Origin of the sequence: Luteibacter rhizovicinus DSM 16549 (assembly GCF_001887595.1) — a bacterium.
Classification (GTDB): domain Bacteria; phylum Pseudomonadota; class Gammaproteobacteria; order Xanthomonadales; family Rhodanobacteraceae; genus Luteibacter; species Luteibacter rhizovicinus.
Map to the genome: position 1 here is coordinate 4,711,017 of NZ_CP017480.1, position 13,251 is coordinate 4,724,267.

15 protein-coding genes are annotated in these 13,251 nt (G+C 66.3%); 2 read left to right on the forward strand and 13 right to left on the reverse strand.

Going from position 1 to position 13,251, the window contains the following annotated elements; genetic code table 11:
- Positions 1–6: 6 nt before the first annotated feature.
- The 12 genes from holB to BJI69_RS21595 all read right to left on the reverse strand — a co-directional run bounded on the left by holB (position 7) and on the right by BJI69_RS21595 (position 10,493).
- A complete protein-coding gene (gene holB / locus BJI69_RS21540; RefSeq protein ID WP_046968728.1) occupies positions 7–942 on the reverse strand; it encodes a DNA polymerase III subunit delta' in 936 nt (311 codons plus the stop codon).
- Positions 939–1,589 (reverse strand): dTMP kinase, encoded by a 651-nt coding sequence (gene tmk, locus BJI69_RS21545; protein ID WP_046968729.1) that lies wholly within the window; start codon positions 1,587–1,589, stop codon positions 939–941. The genes holB and tmk overlap by 4 nt, the downstream gene beginning before the upstream one ends.
- Positions 1,580–2,608 carry an endolytic transglycosylase MltG gene (mltG, locus tag BJI69_RS21550; RefSeq protein ID WP_046968730.1) on the reverse strand — a complete coding sequence of 343 codons (1,029 nt, stop codon included), beginning with the start codon at positions 2,606–2,608 and terminating at the stop codon, positions 1,580–1,582. Before mltG ends, tmk begins: the two co-directional genes overlap by 10 nt.
- A complete protein-coding gene (pabC, locus tag BJI69_RS21555) occupies positions 2,608–3,435 on the reverse strand; it encodes an aminodeoxychorismate lyase (RefSeq protein ID WP_244890702.1) in 828 nt (275 codons plus the stop codon). The genes mltG and pabC overlap by 1 nt, the downstream gene beginning before the upstream one ends.
- A 2-nt stretch (positions 3,436–3,437) precedes the next feature.
- The gene (locus BJI69_RS21560; protein WP_046968732.1) at positions 3,438–4,784 is read right to left on the reverse strand and encodes an aminodeoxychorismate synthase component I; all 1,347 of its coding nucleotides are present in this window, start codon (positions 4,782–4,784) and stop codon (positions 3,438–3,440) included.
- Between the two features lie 5 nt (positions 4,785–4,789).
- Positions 4,790–6,106, reverse strand: coding sequence for a beta-ketoacyl-ACP synthase II (gene fabF, locus BJI69_RS21565; protein WP_046968733.1), 1,317 nt, complete (start codon positions 6,104–6,106; stop codon positions 4,790–4,792).
- A 149-nt stretch (positions 6,107–6,255) separates the two neighbouring features.
- A complete protein-coding gene (gene acpP, locus BJI69_RS21570) occupies positions 6,256–6,495 on the reverse strand; it encodes an acyl carrier protein (RefSeq protein WP_046968734.1) in 240 nt (79 codons plus the stop codon).
- A 186-nt stretch (positions 6,496–6,681) separates the two neighbouring features.
- A complete protein-coding gene (fabG, locus tag BJI69_RS21575) occupies positions 6,682–7,425 on the reverse strand; it encodes a 3-oxoacyl-ACP reductase FabG (protein ID WP_046968735.1) in 744 nt (247 codons plus the stop codon).
- Positions 7,426–7,451: 26 nt separating this feature from the next.
- A complete protein-coding gene (fabD, locus tag BJI69_RS21580; protein WP_046968736.1) occupies positions 7,452–8,402 on the reverse strand; it encodes an ACP S-malonyltransferase in 951 nt (316 codons plus the stop codon).
- A gap of 257 nt (positions 8,403–8,659) precedes the next feature.
- Positions 8,660–9,628, reverse strand: a complete 969-nt coding sequence (locus tag BJI69_RS21585; protein ID WP_125903157.1) for a beta-ketoacyl-ACP synthase III — start codon at positions 9,626–9,628, stop codon at positions 8,660–8,662.
- A gap of 137 nt (positions 9,629–9,765) precedes the next feature.
- Positions 9,766–9,960, reverse strand: a complete 195-nt coding sequence (gene rpmF / locus BJI69_RS21590) for a 50S ribosomal protein L32 (protein WP_046968738.1) — start codon at positions 9,958–9,960, stop codon at positions 9,766–9,768.
- A gap of 17 nt (positions 9,961–9,977) precedes the next feature.
- Complete coding sequence (locus tag BJI69_RS21595; protein WP_046968739.1) at positions 9,978–10,493, reverse strand: YceD family protein; 516 nt, start codon at positions 10,491–10,493, stop codon at positions 9,978–9,980.
- Between the two features lie 157 nt (positions 10,494–10,650).
- Between BJI69_RS21595 and BJI69_RS21600 the strand changes: the two genes are divergently transcribed.
- Together BJI69_RS21600 and BJI69_RS21605 are read left to right on the forward strand one after the other, a co-directional pair.
- A complete protein-coding gene (locus BJI69_RS21600; RefSeq protein WP_046968740.1) occupies positions 10,651–11,097 on the forward strand; it encodes a hypothetical protein in 447 nt (148 codons plus the stop codon).
- Entirely contained in the window at positions 11,098–11,682 is a 585-nt protein-coding gene (locus BJI69_RS21605; protein WP_244465314.1) for a Maf family protein, read from the forward strand.
- Here the strand turns inward: BJI69_RS21605 and BJI69_RS21610 are convergent.
- Positions 11,650–13,233: an ArnT family glycosyltransferase gene (locus BJI69_RS21610; protein WP_052767293.1), complete on the reverse strand. Its 1,584-nt coding sequence runs from the start codon at positions 13,231–13,233 to the stop codon at positions 11,650–11,652. The two genes, BJI69_RS21605 and BJI69_RS21610, sit on opposite strands and share 33 nt — an antisense overlap.
- Positions 13,234–13,251 lie beyond the last annotated feature (18 nt).

The following is a 13,251-nucleotide window of genomic DNA, read 5'->3' on the forward strand; positions in this document are numbered from 1 at the left end:
ACGGCGTCAACGCCAGGCGGCAAGCAGCTCGAGCAACAGCAGGTCGACCCGCAGCGGCCCACGAAGGGCGTCCCTGGCGCGATTGGCCTTGCCGTACCAGGCGTCGAGCGACTCGTCGTCCATCTGGCTTTCCAGCGGCGCGGCCTTGCCAGCGGCCCGGGCGCGGAGCTCGTCCGTCGCGGCCTGCGCAGCGAACCAGAGGTAGCGAGCCGGCTCGGCGGCCTGCCAACGCTTGACCACTTCCATCGCATCGCCGCGGCCAGCGGCCAATGCCTTGAGATCGTGACGCACCTCGCCGCGCTGTTTCAGCGCGCCGTCCGCCGCCCAGGTCCGCGCCATGCCGGGATTGCCACCCGCGGCATCGAGGGCCGCCTCGGCATCCTTCACGCCCTCGGCGGCAAGCCATGCCAGCGAAACGTCGCGCGTGGGCACGAGGAAATCGATGCGCTGGCAGCGACTACGAATGGTCGCCGGCAAGCGCGCCGGCTCGTCGGCGACGAGGACCAGCAGGGTCGCCTGGGTCGGTTCTTCGAGCGTTTTGAGCAGGGCATTGGCCGCCGCCGCGTTCATGGCATCCGCCGGATCCACGGTAGCGACCTGCCAGCCACCGAACTGACTGGACATGGCCAGCCGTGCGGAAAGGTCGCGAATCTGGTCGACCACGATTTCGCTACGCGTGACGCCGTCCTTGCGCAGGCCGAACGAGAGCGCGGCGACATCGGGGTGGGTGCCCGCGGCGATCAGGTGGCAGCTACGGCAAACCCCGCAAGGCGTCCCGTCGTGGGTCTGCTGGCAGAGCAGGCCCTTGACGAAGGTCGCCAGGAAATCGCGTTTGCCCAGGCCGGCAGGCCCCGCCAGCAACAAGGCATGGGGCAGCGCATCGCGCTCGCGACGGGCCTGTAGACGTGCCCAGGCCTCGGCATGCCAGGGCCGCAGGCTCATGAACCCACTCCGGCGAGCAGACCGGAGACACCCTGGATGGCCTGTCCGAGAACCACGTCCGGCGTCGACGTCGCATCCAGGAGACGGAAGCGCGCGGGCTCCGCGGCGGCCCGGTCGCGATAGGCACCACGAACACGCTCGAAGAAGGAATCACCCTCCACTTCGATGCGATCGGCTTCGCCACGACCGGCGGCACGCGCGCGTCCGGTGCTCACCGGCAGATCGAGCAACAAGGTGATGTCCGGCTTGAGAGCCAACGCCGCCCAGGCCTCGAGAGCCTCGATGCGTTCGACGGGCTGGCCGCGCCCGCCACCCTGATAGGCAAAGCTGGCGTCGGTAAAACGGTCACAGAGCACCCAGCGGCCGGCGGCCAGCGCTGGCTCGATCACCTGGCGCACCAGTTGGGCTCGCGAGGCGAACATGAGCAGCAGTTCGGCTTCCGCGCAAAGCTCGTTGTTGGCTGCATCCAGCACCACGCCGCGCACCGCCTCGCCGACGGTCGTACCGCCGGGTTCGCGGGTGACGACGAGATCCACGCCCTGCGCACGCAGGTGCGCCTCGAGCCCACGCAGCAGCGTGCTCTTGCCGGCGCCTTCGCCGCCTTCGAGGGTGATCAGTCGGCCGCGCTGGGGTGTCGTCACTGGCATCGCTTCAATTGGTAGCAGGCCACGGCCCGGTTGTGATCGTCGAGATTCGCCGAGAAGACATGGCTGCCGTCGCCCTTGGCGACGAAGTACAGGTCCTTGCCTCCGACCGGATGCAGCGCCGCCTGGATGGCTGCGCGTCCCGGCAGGGCGATGGGCGTCGGCGGCAAGCCGACCCTCGTGTACGTATTGTAGGGGGTGTCGGTCGTGAGGTCGCTCTTGTGGATGTTGCCCGTGTAGCTCTCACCCATGCCGTAAATCACCGAGGGGTCGGTCTGCAGCAGCATGTGCAGTTGCAGCCGACGGATGAAGACGCCAGCGATGCGCGGGCGCTCGTCCGCCCTGCCCGTCTCTTTTTCGACGATCGAGGCGAGGATCAGCGCCTCGTACGACGTAGCCAGCGGCAGGTCCGGCGCACGCGACGCCCAGGCCGCGTCGAGCGTCTTGATCATCGCCGCGTGCGCACGCTTGAGGATGCTGGAGTCGGTATCGCCCTTGACGTAGGCGTAGGTCTCCGGAAGGAACCGTCCCTCGGGATGCTCGCCTTCGTTGCCGAGGCGCTTCATCAAGGCCTCGTTGTCGATATCCGCCATGTCGTGCGACAGCGTGTCCGTCGCTGCCAGCGCGCGGCGCAGGTCGCCGACGTTCCAGCCATCGACGATGGTGAAATTGCGCTGCATCACCTTGCCGTTGGCCATGTCGCCGATCAGGTCGCGAGGCGTCATGCCCGCGCGCAGCAGGTATTCGCCGGCGTGCAGTCGACCCGACGCGCGCATCTCGATGGCCAGCACGCGCCAGTAGAGCGGCGAGGCACGGCTCGCACCGCGAGCGCGCAGGTCGCGCACGATGTCCTTGAACGAGGCACCCCGTGCCACGTCGATACTCTGCCCGGCCACGGGCACGCTCAGCGGCGTGCGCGCAAAGCGCGACCAGTCGAAAACAAGCCAGCTACCCACGGCGATCGCCGCGACCAGCACCACCAGCAAGATGACCCGCCAGAGGGCGATGCCGCGCACTTTCATCAATCGGAATCCTTCGAACGGAACGGTAGCGGCAGGCCGATCCCACACCAGTGCGCCTGCCAATGGCGGGTGACCGGGCCGGGCTGCCAGGTTCGGCCAGCGAAAGCCCGAACGGCAAGGATGCCCCGAACCGCCGACGTGAGGAAGACCTCGTCGGCCTCGAGCAGCATTTGCATCGACACAGGCTCGATCGCGACCTCGCCCGTGGCGAGGATTTCCGCGCGTGCCACACCCGCGACGCCACAGCGATCCACCGGCGGCGTGACCAGACGCCCTTCCCGCACGGCAAACAGGTTGGCGGCCGTTGCACAGACGATGTGGCCCTGCAGGTCGGCCATCAGTCCCTCCTGCCAACGCGCGTCGTCCCACTCGGAACGGGCGAGTACCTGCTCGAGGCGGTTGAGGTGCTTCATCCCCGCCAGCAGAGGCTGGTCGCCCAGACGGGTGTCGCACAGGCGCAGCGCGATCCCCTCGCGATACGCGTCGGCCGCAAGGGACAAGGGACCCACCCCGATCACCGTCGTCGGACTAGCCACGCCGGGGCGGGCATACCCGCGCGGACCGATGCCCGCGGTAAAGGTGATGCGGGCCACGGCATCGTCCAGGTCCCCGCCCAGGCGTCGCACTTCGGCCAGCATCGCATCGGTATCTGGTTCGGGAAGGCCAAGACGTGCCGCCGACATGCGCAGGCGTTCCGCGTGACGCGGCCAGAGCGGCACGACGTCGCCAACCACACGCAGCGTTTCAAACAGACCATCGCCGTAGCCAAGGCCGCGGTCTGCCGTGTCCAGCCGGTCGGTTTCGATGAAGTCGACCGACGTGCGCATGCTCATGCCACGCCGAAGATACGCAACAGGCCGCGCGCCTTCGCACGCGTCTCGTCAAGCTCCCTGTCCGGCACCGAGTCGGTAACGATCCCCGCCCCCGCACGCAAGCTGACACGCGGACCTTCGACCATCAGCGTGCGAATGAGAATATTGAGATCCATGTCGCCATTGTCGTCGAGATAGCCGATCGCGCCGGTGTAAGCGCCGCGCGGCTCCTGCTCGATGTCGCCGATAATTTGCATGCAGCGGACCTTCGGGCAGCCGGTGATGGTGCCGCCCGGAAACGTCGCTGCGATCGCCTGGCCCGGGGTCACGCCTTCGCGTGCCCGGCCGCGCACATTGGAGACGATGTGGTGCACATGGGCGTAACTCTCCACGACCATCAACTCGTCGACTTTCACGCTGCCCGGCACGCACACCCGGCCGAGGTCGTTGCGCTCCAGGTCGATCAGCATGACGTGTTCCGCACGTTCTTTCGGATGCGTCGTGAGCTCACGAATGCGCGCCGCGTCGTCGTCACCGGGCACGCGCGGACGCGTACCGGCAATCGGTCGCGTCTGCAGCACGCCATCGCGCGACTCGACAAGACGCTCCGGCGAAGAGCTGACGATGGCCCAGCCCGGTTGCTGCAACATGCCGGCGAACGGTGCCGGGTTGGCCTCACGCAACGCGGCCATCAGCGTCGATGGCGACGGCGGCTCGGCGAACCGCGCCGACCAGCGCCGCGACAGATTGACCTGGAACACGTCCCCGGCACGCAGGTGCTCGTGGATACGCAGCACGCCGTCGAGGAATCGCGAGGGCTCGTCTTCTTCGACGACATCGGGCAGTGGCAACGCAAATTCGGGCAGCGCCACATCGAGATCGGCGGCCATGACATCCAGCCAGTGATCCGCGCCCTCCTCCGCGATGAGGATCGTGCGCTGCTCGACATGATCGACGATGACCGCCGCGGGCGCACGCAGGGCGAAGGCGACGGGCGCCGCACCGTTCGATGACGGCAGCTCCAGGCTCGGCTCGATCTGTCCGACCAGCTCATACGCGAGGTAGACGATCCAGCCGCCGTGGAACGGCAAGCCGTCCTCGACACGCGGATGATGGCGCGTCGCCCAGGCGGCATCGAGTGCATCGAGAAACGTCCCAGGAACGATGTCGCCCGCCGAATCGCGAACGAGCATGTCCGCGCCGAGCGTGAGCGACGCGTCACCTGCGACGAAGAGGATGTCGAAACGTGACTGTGGCGTACCCGTGACCGCACTGGCCAGCAGGGCGGGATAGCGCGCCGGATACGACGCGGCCGGCGCGAGGAGATCGCGCCGGCCGGCCAGGGTTCGCGTGACGAAAGCCACGCCGATCAGACGCGACGGAAGACGAGCGTACCGTTGGTGCCGCCGAAGCCGAACGAGTTCGACACGACGATGTTGAGGTCCGCCTTCTCCGCCTTGTTCGGCACGAGGTCCATGCCGAGCGCCGCGACTTCCGGATCCACGTCGACGAGGTTCATCGTCGGCGGCATGATGCCGTCGCGGATAGCCATGACCGAGAAGATCGCCTCGACACCGCCGGCAGCGCCGAGCAGGTGACCGGTGACCGACTTGGTCGAGCTGACCGCGAACTTGCCCTTCGCCGTGGCATGGTCGCCGAACACGTTGCGGATGGCCTTGGCTTCGCCAAGATCGCCCACCGGCGTCGAGGTGCCGTGCGCGTTCACGTACTGCACGTCTTCCGGCGTGATGTGCGCATCGTGCAAGGCATTGCGCATGGCAAGCTCCGCACCGTCGCCGCTGGGCGAGGTGATGTGATACGCGTCGCCGCTCATGCCGAAGCCGACAAGCTCGGCCAGGATGTTGGCGCCACGCGCCTTGGCGAACTCGTACTCTTCGAGCATGAGCATGCCGGCGCCGTTCGACAGCAGGAAGCCATCGCGGCCGATATCCCACGGACGGCTGGCGTGCGTCGGATCGTCGTTGCGCGTGGACATCGCCTTGGCCGAGCAGAAGCCTGCCATGGCCGTCGTCGTGGTCGCATGCTCGGAACCGCCGGCCAGCATCGCATCCGCATCGCCGTACTGGATCAGGCGCATGGCCATGCCGATGTTGTGCGCTGCCGTCGTGCATGCCGAGACCAGGGCGATATTCGGGCCCTTCAGGCCGAAGTAGATCGACAGGTTGCCGGCCACCATGTTGATGATGGAGCTGGGCACATAGAACGGCGAGACCTTGCGCGGCCCCTTCTCGTTCAACTCGATCGCGGTGGCTTCGATCGTGTGCAGGCCACCGATGCCGGCACCCGCAGCGACGCCGATACGACCGGCGTTTTCTTCGGTCACCACCAGACCCGACTGGCGGAACGCATGGGCGCCAGCAACGATGCCGTAATGGATGAACGGGTCCATCCGCTTGAAGTCTTTCGCAATGGAGCGACGTTCGTCTTCCAGCGCCTTGATGCCCGCCTCGTCGGTCGGCGTCGGAACGCCGTCGAAGAAGGCGTCGGCCGCAACGAAATTGCGGACTTCGCCCGCGATGCGGGTGTTGTAGGCGCTGGTATCGAAATCGGTGACAGCGCCGATGCCGCTGTTACCTTCGACGACATTCTTCCAGGCGGTGGCGACATCGTTACCGACCGGCGAGAGAATCCCCATGCCGGTAATTACCACACGTCGTTTACTCATGCGTTTGTTTCCTTAGCACTTTATGCACGCAACCATACGCGAGCGCAGGTTACGAAAAGCGGAAACGAAAACTGCGCCTATAGGCGCAGCTTCCGTGTCGCTCGGAGATCGACGGGAGGCAAGCCTCCGATCGACAACCAGTCGCTCGATCAGGCCTTGACGTGGGCCTTGATGTAGTCGACCGCCTGCTGAACCGTCGTGATCTTCTCAGCTTCTTCGTCCGGGATTTCGCACTCGAACTCTTCTTCGAGAGCCATCACGAGCTCAACGGTATCCAGCGAATCGGCGCCCAGATCGTCCACGAACGACGCGTTGGTGGTGACTTCATCTTCCTTGACGCCCAGCTGCTCGACGACGATCTTCTTAACGCGTTCTTCGATGGTGCTCATGTTGCCTTTACCTCCCGAGGGAAAATTCCGGCGGCATTGTAGTGGCTAAGGACTTGGCCCGCCAACACACTGCCGTCACGTGGATGACGCCCGGTTTTTCTTAAGCCGGGCGCGAAACGATGATTGTCTCTCAAAAACGGGCCGCTGGCGACTGCCATTGACCCTGGCCGATGAAGGCCGTGCCCGTCAGGGCATGTACATGCCACCGTTGACGTGGAGCGTCTCGCCGGTGATGTACTTCGCCGCGGGCGAAGCCAGGAAGGCCACCGCCTCGGCGATATCGTTGGCATCGCCCAGGTGACCCAGGGCGATGCCGGACAGAAGCGCCGTGCGCTGCTCTTCCGGCAGCGAACGGGTCATGTCGGTATCGATGAAGCCCGGCGCGACCACGTTCACCGTGATGCCGCGCGAGCCAATCTCACGGGCCAGCGATTTGGAGAACGCGATGATCCCGGCCTTCGCCGCCGCGTAGTTGGCCTGACCGGGATTGCCGGTGACACCGACCACGGAAGCGATGCTGATGATGCGGCCCTTGCGCGCCTTCATCATGCCCCGCATCACGGCCTTGGACGTACGGAACACGGAGGTCAGGTTCGTCTCCATGATGGCGCTCCAGTCCTCCTCCTTCATGCGCATGAGCAGCTGGTCGCGGGTGATACCGGCATTGTTGACCAGAACGGAGACCGCACCGGCCTCCTTGGTGATGCCGTCGATCAGCGCCTCGATGGCTGCCGGGTCGGTCACATTGAGCACGCGTCCGTGGCCGCCATGGGCGGCAAGGCGCTCACCGATGGCCTGGGCGCCGGCCTCGGTGGTCGCCGTGCCGAACACCGTCGCGCCAAGCGCGGCGAGGCGATCGGCAATGGCCGCGCCGATGCCGCGGCTGGCGCCGGTGACAAGCGCGATCTCGCCCTTGAGGGTCTGGGTCATGGGAATTCCTGTCATAACGGGGAAAGTCAGGCGCTGGCGAGCGCGAGTGCGGCATCGAGCTCGGCGGGCGTACCGATCGGCCTGGCCTCGACGGACTTGTCGATGCGCTTGATCAGGCCGGAAAGAACCTTGCCCGGACCGCACTCCAGCGCCTGCGTGATGCCGTTCGCCGCCAGCGCCTGGACGCACTCGGTCCAGCGCACCGGCAGGTAGAGCTGGCGCATCAGGGCGCCGCGAATGTCTTCGACGGAGGTATGGACCTGGGCGTCGGCGTTCTGGATGACGGGGATCGACGGCATCGACCAGGCGATGGCCGCCATCCGCTCACCCAGCCTGTCCGCGGCGTCGCGCATCAGCATGCAATGCGACGGCACCGAAACGGCCAGCTTCACGGCCTTCTTCACACCGAGCTCGGCCAGACGGGCCAGGGCGCGGTCGACGGCCTCGGCATGGCCGGCAATGACCAACTGGCCGGGGGAATTGAAATTGGCGGGCGCGACGACCTGACCCTGGGCGACTTCCGCGCAGACCTGGGCAATCTGGGCATCGTCACCACCGAGGATGGCGGCCATGGCGCCCACGCCGGCCGGGACAGCGGCCTGCATCAGGCGACCGCGTTCGGCGACGAGGCCGGCGGCGTCCTTCAGGGAAATCGCGCCAGCGGCGACCAGGGCGCTGTACTCGCCCAGGCTGTGCCCGGACAGGTAGGCCGGACGCGCACCACCCTGCTTCACCCACACGCGCCATACGGCGACGCTGGCAGCCAGCAGCGCCGGCTGGGTGTTCTCGGTGCTGTTGAGGCGCTCCTCGGGACCGTTCTGGCTCAGCTCCCACAGGTCGATGCCAGCACCTTCGGAGGCTTCGTCGAAGGCCGCACGGACCTCGGGATGGGTCGCAGCGAGTTCGGCGAGCATGCAGACGGACTGTGAGCCCTGACCCGGGAAGACAACGGCGAGTGAGGCGCTGGATGCGGTCATGCGAGAGGTTTCCGGAACGTCAAACCGCGAATGGTGCCAGTAACTTGGGGGCGAATGCACCATTCGCAGGCGTGTGGTGCCCCTCCCGGGACCCCATAGGGGTCCCGGGAGGGGCACCCCTGTGGGAGCCGCTTCAGCGGCGAAAAGCCAACGGAGCGGTGTAGCCGGTGAGGCCATCGCCGGCATAGCCGGCTCCCACACAGAGCCTGGCTCCTACACAAAGCCCGGCTCCTACCCAAGGCAGGGCCACGCGGGGCTCAGTATCGAAGCAACGCCGAGGCCCAGGTAAACCCGCCACCAAACGCCTCGAGCAGCAGGTTCTGCCCGCGTTTGACCTTGCCCGAACGCACGGCGTAATCGAGTGCCAGCGGCACCGAACCCGACGAGGTGTTGGCGTGCTTGTCCACCGTGACGATGACCCGGTCCATCGACATGTTCAGCCGCTTGGCCGTCGCTTCGATGATGCGCAGGTTCGCCTGGTGCGGAATCAGCCAGTCGATCTCGTCTTCCTTCATGCCGGCATCCGCGAGAGTCTCGCCGACCAGCGAGTCGAGCGTCTTGACCGCGACCTTGAACACTTCGCGGCCCAGCATGTTGATCTTCACACCGTGGTTCGGTGCATTGGTAAACCCGACGGACACGCCTACCGGATTGAACAGCAGATGCTTGAAACCACCGTCGGCGCGCATGCGCGTGGTGAAGATGCCCGGCTCGTCCGAGGCCTCCAGCACGACCGCACCCGCGCCGTCGCCGAACAGCACGCAGGTTTCGCGCTCCGTCCAGTCGACCATGCGGGTGAGGGTTTCGGCGCCGATCACCAGGGCCTTCTTCGACTGGCCGCTGCGCACGAACGCGTTGGCGATGCCCAGGGCGTAGACGAAGCCCGAACAGGCAGCGTTGACGTCGAAGGCGGCACAGCCATTCGCACCCAGGCGGTGCTGCACGAGGCAGGCCGTGGACGGAAAGATGAGATCCGGCGTGGTCGTGCCGATGATGATCAGGTCGATCTCGGATGCCTTGACGCCGGCGGCCTCGAGGGCGCGCTGGGCAGCAAGGAAGGCAAGGTCGCCGGTGGTCTCGCCGTCGGCCGCGTAATGGCGCTCGGAGATGCCGGTGCGCGTGCGGATCCATTCGTCGGTGGTCTCGACGATTTTTTCGAGGTCGGCATTGGTCACGACCTTATCGGGAAGTGCGCTGCCGGTACCGATGATGCGGGCGTATTTCAGAACCGTTCCCCTCGTCAGGGCGGACTCGCCCGGGCGGCGATGGCCCGGGGCCGGAGGTGCGCGTGGCCATAGGCCACAAACGCAAAACGGCGCGTTACCGCGCCGCCTGCGTCGTGATCATCCCTTACGAAGGGAGATCAGTCTTCGATTTCAACCGCACCGCGGGTTTCGATGACCTTCTTACCACGGTAGAAGCCATCCTTGGTCACGTGGTGACGCAGGTGCACTTCGCCGCTGGTCGGATCGGTCGACAGCTGAACGGTCGTCAGCGCATCGTGCGAACGACGCATGCCACGGGTGGACGGGGTCTTGCGGCTCTTGGCAACTGCCATGACAAATCTCCAGCGGTTTACTTTATGAGTCCGCGGAGTGCCGCGAACGGGTTTTCAGACGGATCCGGCGAGGCTTCTTCTTCCTCGTCGGCACCAACGATGTCGTCAGGCAACTCGTAGTCCGGATTGACCGGGACCAGGGGCAGCGCCAACAGCAATTCATCTTCGATCGTCGCGACCAGGCTGAGCTTTCCATCCTGTTCGATCAGCAATGCCTCGTAGCCCGGGGGCAACGCGGCTTCCTCACTTTCTTCGACGATCAGTCCGAGACGTGTATCGATCTCGACCGAGAGCACGAACGGTTCGAGCGAACGCTGACAGATAACGGTCAACGGCGCCTTCGCACGGACGGCCACATAGGCGATATTGAACTCGTCGCGACCGAAGTCCAGCTCGTAGGTTACGTCGCCTTCGGGCGACGCAACGACTTCACCGAGGCGGGCAAAAGCCGACACAGGAAGCGAGCCCTGGAACGAACGCCGCGCACGAACTTCGCGCCAAGCGTCCACGGACGATGGCAAGGTCACGGACATAATCGGGAAATGGTAGGCATCAACCTACCTGAAGTCAACCGGTTAGCGAGTGCAAAGCGCAACGGCGCGTGGTTTTGCGCAGGCCGGGCCCTTTCGTGCAGACTCGCAGGCCAGGATGTAGTTTGCCGCAGCACACCCAACAGGGGGAAGAGCTAGCGTGTTTTCTTTTGCTTATTATGTACTTGCGGCCATCATCGTGGCCGCTATCGGCCTTTGCGCCTGGGCCGTGTCCCAGCAACGGACGCGGCGACGCCATGGCGCGATGCAGGACCTGCTCGATAACGCCGACCGCCTCGAAGCCGATCTCAAAGACTGCCGAGACCGACTCCAGCGCGCTCACTCGGTCATGTCGGTCAGTCCCGACGTGCCCGCCGCCGGTGAAGTCGAGGCCCAGCAGGCCGTGGACTCGGGGCTGCGCGCCCTGCTTCAGCAACGCCTGTGGATCCGCGACCGCGCGCCCGAGGCCAGCCAGCGCGAGCTGGATGAGGCCGTCGAAGGCCTGGTCCGGGCCCGTCATCAACTGGAACCGCGCCTGCGCGCCCTGGACGATGCGCAGACCGCCCTCGACACGGCGGTGCGCGAGCACATCCACAGGGAGTTCTGAGTGTCCAGCCAGCCTGTGGTCATCCTTGCATCCACGTCGGCCTACCGCGCCAGCCTGCTCCGGCGCCTGCTGGACCGGTTCGAGCAAGCCTCGCCGGGAACCGACGAAGATCCCCTGCCCGGAGAAGCTCCCGCTTCGCGCGCCGCGCGACTGGCCGAGGCCAAGGCCCGCGCCGTCGCCGTGCTACGTCCTGGCTGCGTCGTCATCGGCTCGGACCAGGTCGCGGATCTCGACGGAACCGTCCTCGACAAGCCGGGCACCGTCCACGCGGCACACAAGCAGCTGTCGGCGAGCTCGGGGCGCGAGGTCGTCTTCCATACCGCCGTCTGCGTGATCGACACCGCGGGTGTGGCAGCCCTCCATGTCGACGAAACGCGGGTGCACTTCCGTCCACTGTCGCCGCTGGACATCGAGCGTTACATCGAACGCGAACGCCCGCTGGACTGCGCAGGAAGCTTCAAGTGCGAAGGGCTCGGCATCGCCTTGTTCGAGCGCATCGTCAACGAAGACCCGACCGCCCTGATCGGCCTGCCTCTCATCGCCACCTGCCGCTTACTTCGCGACGCCGGCATCGCCCTGCCCTGACGACCCGCCCACGGGCACGATCGAGGCCCGGTAGGCCTCACGCCAGACGATGCATTCATCCGGAGCGATGCGCGGACCCGGGACGGCTCGCGCGGTGGCGTCGTACAGCGCGAAGCGACGACGACCATCGAACAGGTCGAGACGTATCGGCGGCTCGCCGATCTCGACCCGCGAGCACACCGAGGCCAGCCAGTCGCGCTTCTCGCGTTCGCGCAACGAGGTTTCGTCGACCACCAGCAGCACGCGCTGGCCTGCGCGCCTGGCCAGGCCCGATTCATCGATGCCCCAAACAGCCAGCTGCGGCGCGCGACCATGCTTGGTGTTCAACGGGCTGTCGAGCGCATACACCACGTGGGACCCGCCGAGGGCAAAACGCAACTCCGCCGCCAGCATGAAATTGTCGGCAACGATGAGCGCCGAGGGGTCCTTGGCCAGCGATGTCCGCACGGCCTCGCTGCTTTCACGCCAGCCGGTGAAGTTCGACGGAAAGGCCTTCACATCGGCCAGCACGCGGGCACCATTCGGTGACGCGGCCAGCGCCAGGTAGCCCAACCCAGTGAGCAGGCCAACGCCGGCGAGCACGAAGCCGACGAACGCAAACCGGCGCCAGCCTCGCCCGGCATGCGCCAGCAAGGAAGGCAGGATCGCGCAGAGAAGCACGAAGCCCGGCAACGGCCAGTGCGCACGAAAACGGACGTCGTCGGCAAACAGACCGAGCACGAAGTAAAGAACGATGAAACTGCCCGCGACCATCGCGATCACGTCGAACGGCGCGTCGCCACGACGGCGCCAGGCCTGCCACAGGGCCCACATGAGCACGACCCAGGCCAGGGGCGTGCAGGCGATGGCCTGCTCCAGCGGCTGGACCAGCGCATCGGCGTGGAAGCGCCAGGGATTGCGCTCCACCAACTGGAACGCCAGGCCCGCGCCATGTGCGGCAAGGTTGTAGATCGCCAGGGGAAACAGGCCGAGCGACGCCACCGCCATGGCCAGCCACAGGCCGGGGCGCTTCCATTGCAGGCGGCCTCGCGAAGTCGCGATGAGGAACAGCAAACCCGCCAGCATCGGCATCGCGGCGCGATAGTGCGTCATCCAGGCGATGGCCAGACCCGTACCAAGCAGGACCCAGTCGCGGCGGCGATCGGTCTCCAGCGCCGCCAGCAAACCATGCGTGGCAAGGACGATGGCAAAGGTCAGCGGCACATCGGGCAAGGCCAACACGCCCATGCTGCCGACCAGCGGCAGGAGCGCGGCGAACGTCGCCGCCTGCCATCGCGCCATCTCGCCACCGAAGCGTCGCGCGATGGCGCCGACCTGCCAGGGCAACGCGGCGCCGATGAGCAGGAACGGCAGGCGCATGGACAGAAGCGCGTGGCCGAAGACACCCTCTGACAAGCCGATCAACCAGGCCGTCAGCGGCGGCAGGTCGCTGTAACCCCAGGCTGGCGAGAGGCTCTCCTGCCAGTAGAAGGCCTCGTCACCGAAGGGCGACAACGTGGCCGCTATGACGACTTTCAGCAGCAAGGCCACGACGAAGATGATGAGGAACATCCCTCGCCACGATCGCGT